This window comes from Candidatus Avelusimicrobium sp. (genome assembly GCF_056976295.1).
Genome location: NZ_DBMCTG010000012.1, coordinates 1 through 20,406 on the forward strand (window position 1 = coordinate 1; position 20,406 = coordinate 20,406).

A 20,406-nucleotide genomic window follows, 5' to 3' on the forward strand; every position below is an offset into this window, starting at 1 on the left:
AAAAACCAACGACAAAAACGACATTTTTTACCGTCATTCCCGAAAAAGAGGCCACCCGCAGGGTTTTCAGAATCTACCGCTTGGGTCGCGTTAATCGTTTATAAAAATAAAGGTCATACTGGAAGGTTTCTGTCCAGTATCTGTTGTTTTCCTCTTTTTAATAACGACAGATCCTGGACTACGACTTTCCAGGATGACGACAACAACTAACTACCCAAGCAGTAGATCCTGAAACAAGTTCAGGATGACTTTTATTTTTATAAACGACAAAAAACCCCGCCGGGGACACACCCAGCGGGGTCTTTATTTAGGTTTTAGAATTACACTACATATTGGCATACGGGCGAACAACATTTAACAATTTGTTTTCCCGCGTCTTCGCCCAATGCAAAATAGGATACAGGCACTCCGCGTTCTTTTTAAGATAGACCAAGTAATAAAGCACGCTTAAACCTTTATCGTTAATGGGCATAAGGATACGTCCGTAATCTTCCTGATAATAGCGGCGGGCCAAGCGGCTAAGCACCAAAGCCTGCTGGGGATTTTGTTGGGCCGCTTGTTTAAACGATTCATAATCTTTGTAAATAGTAATTTTATGGCGTTTGGAAAATTTCTCCCAAAACGGCACCAAATACTGCGCATACGCGCCACCCTCGATAAGGACAGCAAGGTCCAAGTTCTTTTCTTTATCCAAGCGGATATATTTCCGTTTTGCCAAGGGATGATTTTTCGGAACCGCCAAGTATAAGCCTTCTTTGGCAACAGAAATGCTTTCAAAATCTTTTTTATTTTTGCGCGGCAACGATAAACAAATCACCGCATCAGCCTTCTTTTCTTCTAAGGTAGGCCCCACCTCATTATCCGCGTGCAACAATAAGGAAGAAATTTTAGTTTGCGTACACTTTTGTTGGAAGAAAGGCAACACCAAACGGTATGGCCCTGGGTCCGTAAACGCCAGCGAAGCCGCTGTGTTACGCTCCCCATAGGTGCGGAAGAAGTGCCTCATTTCGCTCACTTGGCTTAAAATATTCTCCGCAAATACCACGGCTTTTTTGCCGGCAGCATTTAAAATAATGCTGTTATTTGCCCGGACAAAAAGTTGCATATTCAAATCCCGTTCCAATTTTCTGACCGCCACGCTCAATGCGGGCTGTGATACCTGCAATTTTTTTGCCGCACGGGACATATTGCCCGTTTGCGCAATCGTTGTAAAATATACCAGTTCTGTCAATTCCATAAGCCACTCTATATATTTACTGCTTATAACTAAATGGTATCAAACTACACGAATTATTATTTTTAAATTATATCACATCTAACGGACAAGGAAACTCCTTTTCCGCAAAAAATTTACCGGTTGGCCCACCGCCAAAAGGCATCCTCAAAATTTGCGGCCGAGGAATAACGGTACGCCCGGCTCATTGCCTTTTCCACCGAGTACGGTTGATAAACCGTTTTTCCACGGGAATCCTTTTGCAGAAATCCGGTGGCCGGATCACGCACCGGCTCCCCCTGGGCAAGCAAGCGCGTAAACTGTTCAAACTGCATACGATTGGATGGCGACGTTCCCCCTGCGGGATTTAACAAAAAACGCACCATCACATAGGCTTGGAAATACCAATCCTGCGTTTTGTTCCGGCTTTCCGCCATTTCCAGGGAACCTTCTTGCATAAACTGGTCAAACGGAACCAAATATTGTGGCGGGCCCTGACGTTTGGCAGTCAATTTTTTGCCAAATGTAGAAGCGCGTGCCGAGGAAGAAAAACTGCCAAAGGCAGACTGTCCGGACGGGTCGCGCTGGAAATTAAGCGTTTTAAAATCGTTGTTCCACGGCCCGTTTCCACCCGCATAGGACTGGTCCTCCAACAGCACCGCCAAGCCCTCGTCCAACCAGGTAGGAGTCATAATACGGCCCGTTTTGTGGCTGTCAAAAAACTGCTGGGTAAAAATATGCGTCAATTCGTGGGTGAAACTTTCCTTTAAATTTTGGCCCTGCTTATTGCCGGGAGTGTCATACACCACAATTTCCCCACGCGTGGGGTATGCAAGTGCGCCCGACCAAGCCTTGGCGTTTGGCTCATAGCGCAAATAAGATTGGTGGTCCTGATACACAAACACGCGGACCTTGCCGGACATCATCCACGGAATAAAGCGACGCAAGGTTTGGTAGGCGTTTTCAAACGTCATAGACATATTGGATGAACTAATCCCGCCGTTCGTGCGTTTTTGTGTGTAAATTTCAAAATGCGTACTTTGGGAAGCCACCCACGTTACGCCAGGGCGGAAGGCATTGGGGTTAAATTTTTTGTTTGGCGCGGGAACTTTGTTCGGGCGGTTTTGCGAAGCAGGCGCCGGAATTTTCCGTCCGGCGGATTCGGCGGCCTCTTTGGATTTTTCCAACATACGCACCGCGTATTCCAATTCAGCATCTGCGGCGGCTTCCTCGCTTGACTCCTCGTCAGAAGTAGCCGCAGTGGCTTCGGTTTCCGCCTGGTCGCTTGGCGGTAAAAGGGCGTTATTTTTTTCTATATCTTTTTCTAACTGGGTGGGCTTGGATGTCTTTTGCGCGGCAGCGTTTTTTGCGGCCGCATTTTTGGCCGCCGTACGGCGTTGGGACTTGGCGGCTTGCACGCGCTTGGCAGCCGCAGGCGAAAGCGTTTTTTTGGTTGGGACCACCGAGGTTTGCACCGTCGTTACCGTTCCGCCCACAGAAAGGGGCATATCTAACGTATTAGCGGAACTTGCCGCAGAAGAAGCGGCGGGCGTAGCCGGGGTATTATTTACGGCCGCTACAACATTAGCAGGTTTAGCGGAAGGCTTTTGCTCCGTATTAAGCGCGGGTTGGGAGACCTCAATAGATTTCTTTAATAAATCAATATTGGAATCGGGCTCATCTACCACCACAGGCGCAGGCTGATTCTGCACCGACACACGCTGTGCATATGATGGAACCGCCACTAAACAAAACGTCAGCAGAATAAAAATGACTCTCATATCCGTACACCGCTTACATCACGTCCACATTGGACTCAATCGTATAAGTCAATTTGCACTTATTATCCGAATTGATAACAGCATCGGTACCGGAAGGATCAAACGCGGCGGTTACGGTATAGGTTTGCCCATTAAGCGAAATATTGCATTTATACGTTTTCTCTACCTGGGCGGAAGGGCAGGTGCCTGTGGAGGCATCCTTGCAGTACATAATGCACTGGCTCATATCGCGCGCGAACATTTCGGGGCTTTTGGCGGCCCACATATTGTTTACTTGCGCCATACAAGAGTTGACCAACATTTGCGCAGAAACCGTGCGGCGCGTTTTACGCGCGGCGGTCGTGCGGGATAAACTGGCGCGCAGAAGCATTGTCGCCATACCCGCCAAAATAACGGTAACTAACAAAACTTGCAATAAAGCCGCACCTTTTTTATTCTTAAAAATCATATAAGACCCCTTATGCCTTTACTCTGTATCCGTTAGGCAACATAAAAATTTGTTCCACGGCGTCGTTTACCACCGGGGTACTGTCCAACTCGGTAATCAAACGCACCTGTAAAATACTGCCCAAATCCTTGCGGCGCACGGAAACAGCCGATGTGCTGGCATCTCTTACACTATACGTTTCCGGGCCGAAGAACGGAACCGGATAATAGTTGTCATTACCGGAGGAACCAATCGGCGGGATAAATTTTACGTTATAAAGGAACACGTCTGTACTGGTGTTATAAGTGCAAGACGGTGCATTTCCGCTCCAAGAGACCGTTCCCTCGCGCCGGTAAATCGTTCCGCCGGAGAGCGCTTTTCCTTCCGGCGCAGCCGTTTTGCTTCCCGGTACAAAACAATAGGTAACGTAAGAATTACCCGTACCAATGACATTTCCGTCAATATCCTCGTTTTTAGCCAAGGATAAAAGCGGAATATCAGTCCCTGCCGTAGCACTGTCAATCTTGCCGCGGACATAAAGCACGCGGGTGGATTCCTGCACATCCTGGCGCAATTGGCGTAAGGCAATAGACAAATTGTTGCGCAGCATTACTTTACTGCGGCCTACCCCTGATTCACGCGAGGCGGCCGTCGTCAAGGAAGCAAGCGCAACCCCGATGATTCCCACAATCATCACCGCTAACAAAATTTCAGTTAAGGTAAAACCCTTTTTGTTCGTCATAACGTAAACCCGTTGCAAGTAATATTAAAGGTAACCTGGCGGCCCTTGGTCGGAAACGCGCTAGCATAATCCGTTACCATATTAGAAGCGCCGTAATTATGCGTGGTGAAACTGGCTTCCCTCACCGTATAAGTAAAAGTGGAATTACTGTAATCGCACAAGGGCGGAAGCATACACTTAATGTTATGCGAGCCAATCGACATAGGAGAACTATCCGAAACCTTAACCCCCGCCGGTATCAAACTTCCCCCGCACATACCATTAGCGTATTGTTCGTAAAGTTTGCTGTTAGTCATACCAGATACGATACCGGACGAATACATTTGCAACTGGTCGTTGGCGCGTTCCACCGCAAGCACCATTTCCTCGCGGATGTCCGGCGCGCCCGATTTACGGGCAACAGACAATAACACCCCAAAGGTTCCTGCCGCCACCAAAGCGAGCAGCCCCAAGGCAATCAGTCCTTCCAAAATGGTAACACCTTTCTTTTTAGTTAAAACTCGTTTTAAAAATTGCATCATAAACTGCTCCTATTTGGAGGAATCCTTTACATTCATAGACTGGTCCACATAAATAAGATAATCTTTATTCTTGCTTACGTCGTATTTATCACCGGAACCGGCAGCCCCTTTAACTACCACAATCGGCGTATTGGGCCCCGTGGCTACGCTTAATTTACAGGTATCGTTAGGCACTTGCCCGGGGCGAGGGTCACACACCGTAAAGGTATAAGGCAAACTGACAAAATCTTTAAACGACAAATAGCCACACGCAAACAACTGCTTAATTTCCACCGAGCCAGTCGTTTTTTGAAGCGGAATACCCGTTTCGGACGGAGCCACACAGGCAGAAGGCGCCGCCAAAACGATATTTGCTTTATCACTATCCGCCGTAGGTGTAAAGGATTGCCCGCGCGGCACGCCGCCACGGCTAACCTGGTAATAGGTGCGCACAGCCTGAGCCAATTTGTGGGCGGCATTTTTGGCTTGGCCGTTTTTTACCTCGTAACGGACCGAGCGCAACACCGGCACCGCCATAGATACCACCACAGCAATTACCAGTAACACCGCCAAAATTTCCATTAAGGTAAAACCTTTTTTATTCATCATAAAGGCTCCTAAAAACTTTCCGTTCCTACCCCGGCATTAGACACACAATAGGAATACTTTTTATAGCGGTCCGACAGTTTGCCCAAATAGGCGGTCTTGGGGGTCATTTTTACAAAGCAAGAAGAATTAGACGTATCCAACGCATAACTGAAATATTCCGAAGAATCGGCAGAACGGTTCGTTTCCAACAGACCGCATTGCACCAATGCACCCACCGTGGGCGTAGAGGTAATAGCGACATTGGACGAATAGCAGGCCGACGGGTCCAACAGATAACGCTGGGCCGCCTGAGCCAAAGCATTAGCATAGGCTTTGGCACTTGCCGCGCGCGCATCCGAAGCACTGTTGCGGTAAGCCACCGTAGCAAATACCGCTAAAATGCCGATAATCGTGGCCGCAATCAAAAGTTCTATTAATGTAAAACCATTTCTCTTCATAAAATCCCCACTAATACAGTATTGCGCAGTTTTGCCCCTTTGTCAAGTTTAGTTTTTGGGAATACGCTTGATACTGCCGCTACGCAAAAAAGTCGCCCGGTAATATTGGCCTGCCGTCGGACTGTTTGCTACCGTTTGCAAAGTGCTGTCTTCCATACAGGCCACTACTCCGGCATTGTTATTACAACAATTAGAGGAGGATGCTGTATTCACCGGGCAAGCGTAAAATTTATAGCCCTTATAGATACTAGTAGAGGTATTATCAAACGGAATCGGCGACATATATTTGCGCGCCACCAAGGCCCTTTGATAGTTGGAAGACGAAATCACCGCATCCGCCGCCAAGGTTCCGTTCATATTGGAATACGTTACCTGTTGGGCAGAAGACGGAAAAGCATATCCCTCCGATTGCAACGTGCGCAGGCCGTTGCCCAAGTCCATAAGCACCCCTTGGGCCGCCAAATAGCGGTTTTTATCCTGCGTTTTTTTGTAGGCCGGCACGGCAAACACCGCAACAGACACCGCAATCACCACTACAATCAGAACTTCCAATAATGTAAAACCTTTCTTCATACTTTCCCCCGATTAGTTGCCACCGATTTGGGACAACTTGAAGATAGGCAAGAAGATAGAGGCTACAATGATACCAATCAGCGCACCGACACCGCAGATTAAGATAGGGTCAATCACCGCGGAGAAACGGGCAATAAACTGGTCCACGTTATCGGCATAGAACTTGGAAAGCGTACCAATAATGCTGGGCAGTTTACCAGATTCCTCGCCCATCAGCATCATTTCCGTCATCAAGCCGGGGAATACCCCCGTAGCGCGAAACGATTCGGAAATGGCCTTACCGGCCGCAACTTCCGTGCGGACGTGCTTCAAAGCGTTTTGGATGATGACGTTTCCGTCAAAGGATTCTTCCAATACCAAGATAGCGTTCAAAATAGTTACACCGCTTTTAAGCAGGGTACAAAGCGTGGAAAGCATCCGGTCGTAATAAATGTTTTTAAGGAAGTTACCGAATAGCGGCATAGAAATCAAAAACGCGTGCCAGCGTTTTTTGCCGTCCACAGTTTTGATGTAGAAGCGGAACGCCACAAACAGAGCAATCGCGGATACAATAATCAAAATACCGTTATTAATAAGCAAACTGGACACGTTTAATACGACAACCGTAATCATCGGCAAGTCAATATTAAAGTCCTTAAAGATTTGCGCGAACGTCGGCACGATACCCAAAATAAAGTAAATAAGCACGCCGACAGAGGCCAACATCAAAATAGCCGGGTAGGTAACGGCCGTGATGATTTTGCTCTTCATCCCTTCCTGCGTTTTGGTATAGAGCGAAATCTGCATCAAAGTATCCGCCAACTGGCCACCCACTTCACCCGCCTGAACCAAAGACAGCCAAATATGACTGAACGTCTTGGGATGTTGGGCAAGCGCGGAGTGCAAAGACTGACCGCCTGCAATATCCTTGGCCACTTGCGTAAGCACATAACCTAATGTGGGGTTGGAAGCGTATTCCCCCAACAACGATACGGCGCGCACGAGCGGCACACCGCCGGCAATAAGTGTGGATAACTGTTCGGCAAAGAAGGCCAAAACGTGGCCGGGCACTTTACCGCCTCTCTTTTTAGCCGGGCCACCGCCCCCAAACAAACCACCGTTTCCTTCCTGCACGTCCAACACTAAATACCCTTTGTTTTGAAGGGCGAAAATTACCTTTTCGCGGTTGTCCGCCGACACGGAACCTTTAATGGTTTTGCCGTTAGCATCTCTGACTGTATAAGTATATTTTTGCATAAACCCTCTGTTATTCGTCTGATGTCGTAATACTCAAAATTTCATCTACCGTCGTTTGCCCGCGGATGACTTTGTGCCACCCGTTTGCACGCAGGTTGAGCGAGCCGGAGCGTTCCGCCGCCCGTTTCAATTCCACAAGGTCCTGTGTTTTATAAATAATATTACGCATTTCCTCCGTCATACGATATACTTCGTAAATGGCGCGGCGGCCCATAAACCCGGTGCCGAAGCACTTGGGGCAACCGACAGACTTGAAAAATGTCCAAGAATTTTGGTCGTGCGGGTTCAAATGACCCTCTTTAATAATGCGCTGTAAGGTGGACGGATCCGGGATATGCGGCACTTTGCAGTACGGGCACAGGATACGCACCAAGCGCTGCGCCGCCACCAACGCCAAGGAGGACGCAAGCAAAAAGGGTTCCATACCCATATCAATCAAACGGGGAACCGCCCCCAAGGCTTCGTTGGTGTGAAGCGTGGAAAGCACCAAGTGGCCGGTTAAGGCCGCCTTCAAGCAGGCTTCGGCGGTTTCGTTATCGCGGACTTCCCCCACCAGAATTACGTCCGGGTCCTGACGTAAGAACGAGCGTAAGCCCGCCGCAAACGTAAGGCCAATGGCCGGCTTTACCTGCACCTGGCTAATACCCGCCAGTTTGTATTCCACCGGGTCTTCCAATGTCATAAAGTTTAACTCGGGGGTGCGGATGGTTGTCAGTACCGCGTTTAACGTGGTAGATTTACCGGAACCGGTAGGACCCGTCAAGAAAATCAGCCCGTGCGGCAAGTTGGCCGCCTCCAAGAAGGCTTTTTTCTGGTCCGGTTCAAACCCCAGTTTATCCACGTTCATTTCGCTCGTACCTTTATCCAAAATACGAAGCACCAGTTTTTCGCCATATACCGTCGGGCAGACAGATACACGGACTTCAATGGAGCGGTTTTGGTAGCGGATAGTAAAACTGCCGTCCTGCGGCAAGCGTTTTTCCGCGATATCCAATTTAGACAAAATTTTAATACGGGAAATAATGGCGTTTACAGACTCTTTGGCCGGGGCCGTGCGTTCGTACAAAGACCCGTCAATACGGAAGCGCAAACTTACGCGAGCATCAAACAGTTCCAAATGAATATCTGACGTGCGCTCTGTAATGGCCTGGCGCAAAATAGCGTTTACCTGTTTTACATACTGCGAAGCACTAGGCGAAACTTTATCCAAGTCCAAAAAGCCCGACACATCCACATCGTCGTCGCTTTCTTCGCCGGCCACCTCCACTTGGGGTTTGGCGGCTTCGTTCATTACTTCTTCCAACAGGTTTTTGTTAGAATAGAAAGTATCAATTACGTTTAAAAGTTGGCTTTTGCTGGCTAAAAAGGGTTGCACCTGCTTACCGGACATCATTTTGATATTTTCAAGCAGGAACACATTGGTCGGGTCCAACACCGCTACCGCGAGGGAGTCATCCTCCACGAACAACGGAATAACCATATTTTCACGGGCGAATTTTTCAGGAATAATATCCTGCAAATTCTGCTCTTTTTCCGGTACTAAAATACCGTTTTCCTTAGAAGCGTAGGGAACCGCAAAATGTTTAGAGAGCGCCGCCGTTACCTTTTCTTCGGACGCAAAGCCGAACTTGATAACGGCCTCCGCGAACGTTACGTTGTTTTGTTTGGAGAACAACATCGCACGCTTGACTTGATCTTCATTTAAGGTGCCTTGTTCTACCAAAATCTCACTTAACTGTTTTGCCATTTCCTAATCCTCTATATTGCTTGCTTTTGATACTGTCCGCCCCCAGTTTATCACCGGGGGCGGTTAAAGAATTAACTATTCCGCCAAAATGGTCGGGGTAATGAAGATGACCAAGTCGGTGGTGCTTTTAGATTTGGTCTTGCTGGTAAACAGCCAGCCCAACAGAGGGATATCGCCCAAGAGCGGTACTTTGCGGGTCTGATCCGTTTCACGCGAAGTGAGCAGACCGCCGATAACGACCGTTTGGCCGTTCTTCACGCGGACCAAGGTGGACGCCGCGCGGGTGGTAGTATCTTTGGAGAAGTCAAAACCGGAACTCACCAAGTCGGAGTAAGAAGGCTGCACATACAGCGTTACATAGCCTTCGCGGTTTACCTGCGGGGTAACCTGCAAGGTAAGACCGACGCGTTTTCTTTCCGCCGAGGTGGTGGTCATCCCTTCACCGGAACTGCTACCCGACTGGCTCATCGTCTGGCCGACGGTGGCATCCGTAGAGGTGGTGATGGTAGCCGTTTTGTTGTTCAAGGTTACCACTTTCGGTTTACCCAAATATTTGGCTTCACCGCGGGTCAGTAAACTTTTCAGCACAATGTTAAAGGCCGAGAAGTCCAACAAACCACCCTCATCTTCGCCTTCGTCGCTAGAAGAGGAGGAAGAACCGGAACCGGAACTGGAACCAGAGCCGGAAGAACCGCTGTTCAACTGGTCCTTGCTCGGGAAAATATAGTTCCAACCTTTCACGCCTTGGCCTTTAATATATTCCAAGTCCACTTTGCGTTTGGGACCCGTCATAGAAACCATTGCGCCGTCGCTTCCGCCGTATTCAAAGCCGAGGCTCAAACCGCTCGTCTTGCTGACTTCCACGATTTGCGCTTCAATCAAAATCTGCGGGGGTTTAATATCCAACTCGGCCAAGATGTTTTCCACCTGCGGGAATACTTCGGCCACGTCGGTAATAATCAATTTGTTCGTGCGGGGATCCACGGCAATCTTGCCGACAGGGGAGAGCATACTTTTGACAATTGTCGTAATTTCTGCACCGCCGCTGTAAGAGTCGGAACCCGAACCGGAGGAAGATCCACCCAAGTTCAAACCGGTAGAATCACCGGACGAACTGGAAGAACTGCTAGAAGACACATCCTGCGGCATAATGCTGTTAAGTTCGCTCTGCGCGGAACCAACGCCTTGCAGGGAAATATAACTAAGGGTATAAATCTTAGTAATGGTATCCGGGGCATCATTGGAGCGTTTGGTTACGACGTAACTGTCGCTCTTGCCGATGCGCTGATAAGCCAACCCTTGCACGCGCAAAAGCGTATCCAACGCTTCGCGTACCGTTACACGTGTCAGCGAAGCCGTCACTTTTTTATTGGCGAATTCCTCGCTCATAATAAAGTTGATTTTGGCTTGCGTCGTGATACTGTTCAAGAACGCCGATATCGGTACGTTGGAAACGCGGATGGACACTTTGCGGTCCAAAGGCGAGGACGCTTCGGTTTCTTTGTACAGTTCGGATTCGCCATTCAACTTTACCGTTGTATCTTCTGTTACAGCGATAGTGTTGTCGCTAGGTAAGGATTGCCGGGATTTTTGGGCAAAGGCATTGCCACCCAAACTCACAGCCGCCACACACGCCAGCGCAACTGCTAAACGATTTGTCATCTATCCTCCTATAATTTTTCCTAAATGATTTGATTACAACTGCATTTTACGAACAAATTTATGACCCTTGTAAGAAAACACAACGGAATCTGGACGGACTTCCACAATCCGCGCGCCATAAATGCTTTTTCCTACGGTGTAAATCTTACTGCCGATAAAAACCTCTTGTCCGATAATACCGCCGATTTTAATGCGGTTTCTAACCTCACGGGTCGGGTCTTTAATGCGGGCGAGTTCCAACTGACGCAAGCGTTCTTCTTCTTCGCGTTTACGTCTTTCTTCGGCGAGTTTGCGTTGGCGTTCCGCTTCAATAGCGGCCAAACGCTGTTGCTCGCGGAATTGCAAGAGCAAAAAGTCATCGGGCGATAAGGTCGGATCCCGGCGGGACTTAGGGTTATACACCACACGCGGGGCCGCGGCCTCCTCGGGCTTTTCGGCTACTTCTTCACGCGGGGCAACAAAACCTTCCCCCTCGGCGGCCGGCACAGCCGGAGCGTCACCCGCAACGGGCAACACAGGTTGTGCGCCTTCTTGCGGAACCTGGGGTGTTGCGTCAACAGCAACCTCTCCCGCTTGCGGCAAGGCTTCCACCGACACGTCCGCCTGGGCGGCCAAGGCTTTTTGCGCCTGCGGGGCTACCGCACCCGTCATATCCTTTTTGGCAGAGGCACGGCGGCCTTTGCGGGCCGTTTTTTGCGCTTGCGCAAACGGCACGCAGACAAAAGCCAAAAGTGTAAATAAACAAATGAGTTTCTTCATTATTTTTTACCTCCTTTTCTCTTGGAGGATTTTTGGATCTGTTGCTCTTGGATTATTTTATCATAATCTTTAAAGAGACCTTTGGCAATTTTTTCTTTCGGGAAAATGGTGTTAAAGCGCATAGACACTTTATTTACACCCAATTTGCTGGCTTCCTGCTGCTTGGCAATGGAAAACTCGGTAACTTTGATGTATTCATCCAAGTTTTCAATGCCCGCCAAGAACTCGGCAAACGGCGTAAAACCCATTTCCGTATTTACCCGCAGAGAAGCGGCAACAAAGGTGGAATTACTTGTATCCTCGGTCTGTTGCCCTTCAATTTGGGGCGTAATATTAGCGGCCTTAAAAATACCCAAAATTTGGCTGAGCAACCATTCGTTTTTGGATTCAATATTCGGGAACTTCGGCTCCAAGGACAAGAGTTTCGTCTTGTTGGCCTGATATTCCTGCTCGCTGGTTTGCTGAACGCGGATAGCATCTACCTGCCCATTAAAATTGCGGACTTTGTCATCAAACTTGCCGTTGGCATAGCGCAACAGCAAGAATACAACCAACACCGCCACAAACTGTTTGACGAAGAGTTTTACGTTCCCTTCCTGCGCCACCGTTTGGATGTCTTGGAAGCCCTTTTTCAGGTTTTCCTGCATTTTAGCCGCTTTTTCCTTCATATCTGCTGCCATAATTAGCGACCTCCTTCCTGCTGCTGACTTCCGCAGGTGAATACGAAACTGGTTTCCGTGCCGGCCGCAGAAGAGGAGTCATTGCCTCTAGATGAGTTTCCGCCCGCCGTGCCCGCTACATTTGGATAGCGGATATTGGCTTTTTCGCCACAGATTTTTTTGAAATTGGGCTGTTGGACAAGTTTATCTCTAAACTGGTTACCCAAAGCCAAGTCGGCGCGTCCGTCTTTACCGGTTTTAATAGCCCCTTCCAATACAATACTGCGGGCCTCACCGCCTTTGGACGGGAACGGGTCCGTATAGGAAAACTTGGTAATCCACATTTCCTGCGGAATCGTATCCACCACTTCCATAATTACAGGCGTAATAACATGGTCAAACTGCAACATTTGCTGTAAGTTGGAATTTTGGCTCTTCATTTTGCTCAAATTGCTTTGAATTTGACTGGCAGTTAAGCCATCAAAATCGGCAATCGTCTGCGTGGCAGATGCCTTGGTTTGGCGGAGATTTTTCTCAGCACTCTTTACACCTAAGTAGCCTTTGCCAATAAGAAGCAACAAAATAACAATTAGCACTGCGGACACTTTCCAAGCAGTCAAACTGGCGTTAAATTCATAATCGCTTAAACGGTTGCCTTTGGTAAAGTCCAAATCCGGCGTTTTGTGATCGTGGAATTTAATACTCGCGCCAATGGCGGCAATTTCTCCCGCCGAGCGCGTTTCAATTCCGTAAACCTCGCTTAAATTCCATTTGCGCACCGGCTTTTTAGAATCGGCTTCCAGCGCGGGAATCCACGGGTCCACATCCGTACCCACAATAACGGCTTCTTCAAAGGGATCCTTTTCCAACTGTTTGGCCACAAATTCCGTGCAGTTGGTGATTTCAAAGCGGCGGCGTTCCGCCGGCAAAGAACCCGAAATTTCCACCTCGCGCAAGAGAACAGGAGCGTTTTCATTTAAGAAAACAAAACTCGCCAAGTCCTTGCCGAAGAAGGAATAAATACGTCCGCCGTTGCCAACGGCTTCCTTGTCGCTATCGTTAAACGCGCGCCCCAGAGAAAGGCTGGACGGTTCCACTGATATAAGTTCCAATCCCACCGATTTCAATCCTTTGCGCAACCGTTCAATAATCTGCTGGGTAGTCATTGCAAACACCACACCCAAGCGTTTTTGCTTGGTAGCGGCCGTTTCAAATTCGTAAACGTGATATGCGTATTCCGCTTTTTCAAACGGAAAATGGATATACTTGCGCGCTTGAAGAGGAATAGAACTCTTCCACATTTTGCGCTCAATGGCGGCCGGAATCACAAAGTGGCGCAGTAAGCAAAACGAAGAAGCCAAACTGATAACCACGCGGTTGGTTTTCCATTTCTTTTTAGACGTTACTTTTTTCAAGGATTCCAACCAGTTATCCATAGCAAAGAACGCTTCGTTCAAATCTAATGGTTTTAACAAAGTTTTATCTACGGAATTAATCGGCACGCGCACCAAAGATTCCAGCACGGTTCCGCTGTCTTTTTTGGTGGTTTGCGCCACATACATTTCGTCAATGCCAATATAGATACCCAGGCAATCCGGGTGGGCATTCATATTTTGGCCGATTAACGCTTCCGTAATACTAGCAAGACTGCTACTCATACTCACCTCGGGAATTAGTTGGCGCTTCCGGTATTGTAATCTTCGTACGGCATATCGTACGGGTTATTTACCGGAGCGGTGGACGGTTGCGTACCATAGGCTTGCGCATCCGTCGGGGTATCATACGGAGAATAAGACTGTTGGGCAGACGGATAAGCCGTACCGCCAAGCGTATCGGGCGTATCCACCGGAGCGGGCGCCGTTACGTCCGTGGTGGGAGCCGTTGCCGTTTGGGCTTGCGTTTCTACCGGTTGTTCCGCAGTTTCGTGGGCAGCACCCATAGTGCGGGTCGGTTTGGTCCACAAACGGTCCGCTTTATAATTGCAAGAGGGGCAAAGTTCGTCACCCGTTACCTTTGTCTGGCAGGCAGAGGTGGTGCAGGAGGCGGAAGATGTCTTCTTCTGCGCCGAACATTTAACAATTACGCGGCGGCGCAAGGTTTGTTTTTGTCCCTTTAAATCAGTTGCGGTCAATACCAAGGTATATTTGCCGCAGGGGAGTTCCGGCCCGATAATGCCTTTGCGTCCGTTCCATAAAATCTGATGATAAACGGGCGTAAAGCCTTCCAACTGGCGGACAACGTAATAGTTGCCGTCGCGCCCGTGCTGAACGACCTGCAAGAGCCAATTATCAATCGGGTTTACCGTTTCCAATACGGAGAAATCCACCGCATATGCTTCGCCCAACGAACGGTCAATGGCGTGGCATTGGGGAACAATCGCCATACTTAAAAGCGGGGCCTTTTCGTTGCCTTCGTTCTTTTCCATACGGGTCGGCAATTTGGCGGTATAATCAAACACGATAGAAAGCCCGTTTAAATTCGCAAAGCGGGCCGGCGGTTCCTGGTCGGCAAGACCCAGATTGTAATGCAATTTTCCTTGGGAAATACCACGGTTTACAAAATAAGAGTTAAGTGCCATTGCCTGGCGGATACCCGCCAATGTTACATCGTCGGTATAAGAGCCGGGCGGCAAAATAACATAACCCGCGCCCTGCACCAAAGCCAGCATTTCATAAATGCTGTTTAAAAGAGGCAAGGCTTCGGGGCGGAATTTGTTGCCGTCAAAAAGGACATCGGCATCAATATCCAAGGCATCCGGCATATTGTCGCGGAAATAGAGATGTACGCCCTTAGCGGCATTAATTTTTTCAATGGCGGCGGCGGTCATAGAATCCAATTTTTGGTTGGTATATAATTCGCGCGCTTCCACGGCTTCGGGGGACGTCAAATCGGTAAAGGTGGAATCAGCAGACGAGGTCAGCGTGCTTTCTTGGCGCGGAGTAGCGCCCAAAGCAGCATCCGTTACAGTCTGCGTTTGATTGGCAATCGCTTGTTCATCCGCATTTTGTGCAGCCGTTCCGGCGGAAGCGACTCCGGCCACAGCCGTGGTTTCAATGGCGGCTTCGTTCACGTCCGCGGCGGTTTGCAACGCATCTTGGCGTGCCTGTGCGGCGGCTTCCTGAGCGGCCAAGCGTTGCGCTTCAATGCGGTCCGTCAACGCCTGTTGTTGGGCGTTCACGTCGTTTACTAAACCTTCCTTGGCAGCGGCGGCCTGGGCTTTCTGTTCCTGCGCTTTGGCCTGTGCTTCTTGGGCGGCAAGTTGAGCCTGCTGTTGGGCCTCGGCTACGGCATCGGTGGCCACGTCGTCAAGCGTTTTCACTTCGCCTTCTTTAAAGTTTACATCCACTTCCACCGGGGTTTGAATACCGCCCACGCGGTTATGGATTAATTCCACATATTTGTTGGCTTCGGCCACTTGGTCTTTATCGCCGTGAACCATCACGTCAATAAAATAGTCCATTGCTTCGCTGTCTTTATTTTTTTCATACAGCGAAATACCCTTTGCCAACTGTTTGGCGGGAGAGGCCGCATAAACCAGCGTTCCCCCCGTCAACAAAAAGCATAAGAAAGAAACGGTCAAATAACTAAATATTCTATTTGTTTTCATTATTGATTTTCCTGTCCCTTGCGTTAATAATGGGTTTACCCTGCAACACACAGATACTAGAATTATAGCAATTTAGCGCGGTTTGTAAAGCAACTTTTTTATAAACGCAAAAAATTGTCCTTATCCAAGGGCTTTTAGGCGTGCCGTAGCAGCCGAATTTTGCGGATAATAAAACAGCGCATCTAACAAACAGCGTTTGGCATTTTTTACATCCTCTGCCTTGCGGTAGAGCGTGGAAAGCGCAATATTGGCCCACAAGTCGTCCGGATGTTCTTGAAGCAGGCGGTCCAAAACCTCCTTGGACTTAATATCATTGCCCGAAAGCGACAAGATACGCGCCAACAAAATCGGCCCGTTGGTATCCTCGGGGAATTCTTTTATATAGTTTTCCACATCACTACGCAGGCGGTGTTTGTAAAATTCGGACATTTTTTCAAACTTGTCCGCTTTTTCCTGATACCGCTGCAAGCGCCGTGCCTGTGCCAAAATAGCGGGCTTATCCTTGCTTTTTCCGTACAGTGCGTCCAAACGAGAGAGGAGTTCCTTATCCAACGTATCCACCGTCAGCCCACGTTTATAGACGTTTTTAGCGTATTCGGTATCGCCCAGTTTTTGGTGGATTTCCCCCGCCACGCGCCACAAGGCAGGCTCGTACGGAAAAAGTTTTAAGCCGCGCTCCACCAAAGCAAGTGCCGTTTCGTCGGCGTAAATAACGTCCTCGTCCAACAGTTGCGAGAGCATTTGGTACGCCTGCAAATTATACGGGTGAAGTTTTAAATTATCTATCAAATAATGCACTGCTTTTTTATTATCGTGCGTGCCCAAGGCCGCCAACGCGGCGTGGAAATAGACTTCCTCGTAATACGAAGCGGCGGAAGTGGTCTTTTCAAAGGCGGCCAGAGAATCCTTATACTTGCCCTGCGACAAAAGCACATTTCCCAAGCGGAAGCCTGCCTCGGTATTAGCCGGGTACAGTTTTAACGCGCGGGAAAGATTTTCCACTGCGGCAGAATAATTTTTTGCCGCAATTTCCTTTTGACCTACAAACGCGCGGTACTCACTCGCCAACCACAAACCTTGCCACACAATCACTGCCACAGAAAAGCCTAAAACGGCCAAGGCAACGGTTTTGGTAACCGGGTTGACGGTAATTACAACACTTCGTTCTTCTTTACCGACACCGCTTACTTCGGCCCCAACCATCCACCAAAAGATAAACGCCGGAACCACCGCGTGCAGGGAAATGTTAAACATATTGTCCGCAAGCATTCCCAAAATACCACAGAAAAGCGCCTGCAAGAGTTGCTTTTTGTCGCCTTCTTTTTTGTGTGCGGCAAAATCGCGCACCTCCAAAAACAGCACCATAAACATAAAGAGGAACAGCCCCAGGCCGACAATCCCCCCCTGCGCCAGTTGGAAGAACAGTTCATTATGCGGTGCATTGGTAATGGTTTTGAGTTCACGCAGATTGGGATAACGGAGCAAGGTTTTGGGCTGGTTCTGCTCAAAGGCCATTTGAAAATTTCCAAGCCCGCTGCCCATTACCGGACGGTCCAAAAAGATTTCCTTGGAAACATCCCACATAAACAAGCGTTGGTGAAGCGACTGAAAGATATGGTCTTTATCCACGTTAAGCGTAATGTTAGACGGCGTAACGAGGGTAAGTTCCTTGGCGCGCGTAGCCACCGGGCGGGTAGCGGACGAGCCGTCTATATACACGGAGCCCCACCCTACGCCTACGGCAAGCAACGCAAGCAAAAACACGCGGCCTTTGCGCTGCCAAATAAGCGAACGCAAGGTGCCGAACATCCACATCATAATAAGCCCGCACAAGGCCCCCAGCCAACACGAGCGCGCCACACCAAAAGATAAGAACAAAATATAGACTAAAACAAGCAGGCCATAGACGATAAAATCCTTTTTGCTGTCCGTCCGCATATAGTACACGAGGAGCGACGGCAACAGCATCACCACCGCCGAGGACAAAAAGTTCGGGTTGCCAAAGGTGGAAAATGCCTTGGTAGCAAACTGGTTGATTTCAAACGGCCATAAAAATTCAAGTCCGAGCGCCTGCAACACTCCGTAACAACAAGCCAAAAACACGGCAACAAATATCAGCACTAAAATATTTTCCTGCGTGAGTTTTTTAAGCACCCGCACTCCTAAATAAACGCCTAAAACCCATAAAACAAGCGCGTACCAATCAAACATTTGCGCAAAAAGCCCGTCGGAAGACATATGCGTTTTGAGCATAGGCAAAAAGTACCACAGCCCGCCCCACGCAAGGAACATCAAAATATAATTGGTTTTGCTTTCAATTACGCCGGAAAAAACCACATTTTTGCTGATTACATACGCCCCCAAGGCCACAATTACCAACAGGGTGCCATAGTTTAACATTCCGTAAAACATTGTTTGGCGCAAGGCTTGCGGTGCGGACGATACGGCAGAAAGCCACCCCACAACGCACGCTATGACATAAACGAAGAAAGCCAAATCAAAAAAAGTTTTGGTAAAATCAATATCTTTTAAACGCAAAAAGCGGAACGCCAAAGTGCCGTAAATAAGGGCCAAAAGCACATACAAAAGTGTATTTTGTACAAAAAAAGGGTTGGCGGTAAGGTCGGTAAAAAACACGAGCGGCACGACGAGAAAACACATAGCCAGCAGCACGCGGATAATCTTCATATAGATAGTTTCTTTTTCGGGTTTGATTAAATTTAGCATAAAAAGTCCATAAAAAGGTTTATTATATTGTAGTTTTTTAAGGCGCACAAGGTAAAGAGGCAGTATTGGATTAGAAATTATTATTAAATTTGGGGGCATTTTCTTGTCGGTCGTCATTTCCGAAAGAGCGGCGACCCACAGGGTTCGGGAATCTGTTGTTCGTCGTGGTTGTTCTCTTACAAAACGACAGACCCCCGACAGAAGCCCTCGGGGATGACGAAGGAAGAATATACTTACCAAACACTTCGGGGATGACTACCAAAGAAATATAGCCGTCATTCCCGAAAGAGTGGCCGCCCGCAGGGTTCGGGAATCCGTCTTTTGCTGTTTTTGCACGCAACAACAGAGTCCCGAACCATACGGGGCGCAAAATCTTCGGGGATGACGGCAAACAACAACAGACCCCATATAAAAACCTTACGGGATGACAGCAAAAAGGCAAAAAAATACCGGAAGAAGTAAAAACCCCCGGTATTTTGTTAAAACTATTTTTTAGTACAAGTGTATGTTGGACAATAGTAATATCTGTCAGACTCCTCAAGGGTCTTGGCTTTAATGTTCCCTATTTTACACGTTTCCCCAACATTAGAACTTGTGCATTTGGGTATAATTGCAGTCGTTGTTGTAACTAACGACCCGTCCGACGATAAGAAAGGATGACCAGATAGAGTTCCTGTGGTTGCGTTTACCATACAAGTGACCCCGCATTTGATGCCTTGCGGAAGCCACCCATACCCGGAATCTGTCAAAGTCCACACATAGGTGTCTTCTGTCGGCGTGAGTTTGCAATTCAATTTATTCCAATCGTTCCATTGGCACGTGTTGTAGTTCCAAGTTCTAGTCTGAGTGCCTGTTCCGTAATCACAGGCCTTTTCGGTCGGTTCGTCCGCCGGAGGCTCGCAAGTGCCTTGTTCCGCTTCGCCGCAGACCAAGTAAACCTCTTCCTTGTTTTTGAGTTTTAATTTCTGCCAACTCATTGTCTCCCCCTCACATTTAGGGAATTTATAGCCGAACAAGTTTAATTCGTTCAAATACATATTATCCGTCTGCATCGTGTAGCCTTGCTTGTAGTTGCCTACGCGCAAACTGGTTTCAAAATCAAAGTCCGCCGTTCCGTTCCCGCTACCAATGTGCGCGGTGCTGCCCTCTATTGCAGGCGCATCATTTAGTTCCAGTTTTCCCCCTGCTATCTTTAATAAGTTATTGACGCGCAACGATTTCCCTGTATTAAACCCTTCGTCTGCTGAACAACCCAAGTTCATTTGGCAGGCAGAGGTTAAGCCGACGTCCATTTGTTTCATTACATCTACCTGGCTATATGCCACATATTTCACCGGGAAATACGTTACCATTGTCATTTTATTGGCATTAGCGGCAAAAACAGACAACGGCGCCAACAAAATGGTAAATAAAAATAAGGTTTTTTTCATAAAACCCCCATTAAAATTAGAGATATCTAATATTATATTTTATTTTCTGCAAAAAACAAGAGGAAAAACAACAGATTCCCGAACCCGGAAGACCACCAAACCTTCGGATATGACTACAATAGCGATATAGCCGTCATTCCCGAGTGTCGTAGTCGGGAATCTGTTGTTCGTCGTGGTTGTTCTCTTCCGAAACAACAGATCCCCGACAGAAACCTTCGGGGATGACTACAAAAGCACACAGCAACAGAAGCGACAGTTCCCCGAACCCTGCGGGCCGCAAAACCTTACAGAACGACG

The 20,406-nt window shown here is 48.3% G+C and carries 17 protein-coding genes; all 17 read right to left on the reverse strand.

All coding sequences use genetic code 11. The features are described from left to right. Positions 1–325 precede the first annotated feature (325 nt). Positions 326–1,237, reverse strand: coding sequence for a LysR family transcriptional regulator (locus tag ACZOTW_RS05840; protein WP_428044865.1), 912 nt, complete (start codon positions 1,235–1,237; stop codon positions 326–328). Positions 1,238–1,350: 113 nt separating this feature from the next. Beyond that, on the reverse strand, positions 1,351–2,994 hold the full coding sequence (locus ACZOTW_RS05845; RefSeq protein WP_428064706.1) for a gluzincin family metallopeptidase: 1,644 nt from the start codon (positions 2,992–2,994) through the stop codon (positions 1,351–1,353). Between the two features lie 13 nt (positions 2,995–3,007). Next, positions 3,008–3,442 (reverse strand): hypothetical protein, encoded by a 435-nt coding sequence (locus ACZOTW_RS05850; protein WP_428050028.1) that lies wholly within the window; start codon positions 3,440–3,442, stop codon positions 3,008–3,010. A gap of 10 nt (positions 3,443–3,452) precedes the next feature. Next, the gene (locus ACZOTW_RS05855; RefSeq protein WP_428040733.1) at positions 3,453–4,163 is read right to left on the reverse strand and encodes a PulJ/GspJ family protein; all 711 of its coding nucleotides are present in this window, start codon (positions 4,161–4,163) and stop codon (positions 3,453–3,455) included. Beyond that, positions 4,160–4,684 carry a hypothetical protein gene (locus ACZOTW_RS05860; protein WP_483997731.1) on the reverse strand — a complete coding sequence of 175 codons (525 nt, stop codon included), beginning with the start codon at positions 4,682–4,684 and terminating at the stop codon, positions 4,160–4,162. Before ACZOTW_RS05860 ends, ACZOTW_RS05855 begins: the two co-directional genes overlap by 4 nt. Before the next feature lie 9 nt (positions 4,685–4,693). After that, positions 4,694–5,272, reverse strand: a complete 579-nt coding sequence (locus ACZOTW_RS05865; RefSeq protein ID WP_483997732.1) for a prepilin-type N-terminal cleavage/methylation domain-containing protein — start codon at positions 5,270–5,272, stop codon at positions 4,694–4,696. Between the two features lie 8 nt (positions 5,273–5,280). Next, on the reverse strand, positions 5,281–5,709 hold the full coding sequence (locus tag ACZOTW_RS05870; RefSeq protein WP_483997733.1) for a type II secretion system protein: 429 nt from the start codon (positions 5,707–5,709) through the stop codon (positions 5,281–5,283). A 48-nt stretch (positions 5,710–5,757) separates the two neighbouring features. Further along, positions 5,758–6,282: a prepilin-type N-terminal cleavage/methylation domain-containing protein gene (locus ACZOTW_RS05875; RefSeq protein WP_428041444.1), complete on the reverse strand. Its 525-nt coding sequence runs from the start codon at positions 6,280–6,282 to the stop codon at positions 5,758–5,760. Positions 6,283–6,294: 12 nt separating this feature from the next. Then, positions 6,295–7,518: a type II secretion system F family protein gene (locus ACZOTW_RS05880; protein ID WP_483997734.1), complete on the reverse strand. Its 1,224-nt coding sequence runs from the start codon at positions 7,516–7,518 to the stop codon at positions 6,295–6,297. A 10-nt stretch (positions 7,519–7,528) separates the two neighbouring features. Further along, positions 7,529–9,265: a GspE/PulE family protein gene (locus ACZOTW_RS05885; RefSeq protein WP_177745849.1), complete on the reverse strand. Its 1,737-nt coding sequence runs from the start codon at positions 9,263–9,265 to the stop codon at positions 7,529–7,531. 75 nt (positions 9,266–9,340) lie between these two features. Continuing rightward, positions 9,341–10,927 (reverse strand): secretin N-terminal domain-containing protein, encoded by a 1,587-nt coding sequence (locus ACZOTW_RS05890; RefSeq protein ID WP_177745847.1) that lies wholly within the window; start codon positions 10,925–10,927, stop codon positions 9,341–9,343. Positions 10,928–10,960: 33 nt separating this feature from the next. Then, on the reverse strand, positions 10,961–11,686 hold the full coding sequence (locus ACZOTW_RS05895) for a hypothetical protein (RefSeq protein WP_483997735.1): 726 nt from the start codon (positions 11,684–11,686) through the stop codon (positions 10,961–10,963). Beyond that, positions 11,686–12,366 (reverse strand): hypothetical protein, encoded by a 681-nt coding sequence (locus ACZOTW_RS05900; protein WP_428040727.1) that lies wholly within the window; start codon positions 12,364–12,366, stop codon positions 11,686–11,688. The genes ACZOTW_RS05895 and ACZOTW_RS05900 overlap by 1 nt, the downstream gene beginning before the upstream one ends. Positions 12,367–12,368: 2 nt before the next feature. Beyond that, positions 12,369–14,003: a hypothetical protein gene (locus ACZOTW_RS05905; RefSeq protein WP_177745841.1), complete on the reverse strand. Its 1,635-nt coding sequence runs from the start codon at positions 14,001–14,003 to the stop codon at positions 12,369–12,371. Positions 14,004–14,017: 14 nt separating this feature from the next. Continuing rightward, entirely contained in the window at positions 14,018–15,952 is a 1,935-nt protein-coding gene (locus ACZOTW_RS05910; RefSeq protein WP_483997736.1) for a hypothetical protein, read from the reverse strand. Between the two features lie 120 nt (positions 15,953–16,072). Further along, positions 16,073–18,679 carry a tetratricopeptide repeat protein gene (locus ACZOTW_RS05915; RefSeq protein WP_483997737.1) on the reverse strand — a complete coding sequence of 869 codons (2,607 nt, stop codon included), beginning with the start codon at positions 18,677–18,679 and terminating at the stop codon, positions 16,073–16,075. A gap of 485 nt (positions 18,680–19,164) precedes the next feature. Beyond that, positions 19,165–20,109 carry a hypothetical protein gene (locus ACZOTW_RS05920; RefSeq protein ID WP_483997738.1) on the reverse strand — a complete coding sequence of 315 codons (945 nt, stop codon included), beginning with the start codon at positions 20,107–20,109 and terminating at the stop codon, positions 19,165–19,167. Positions 20,110–20,406: the final 297 nt, after the last annotated feature.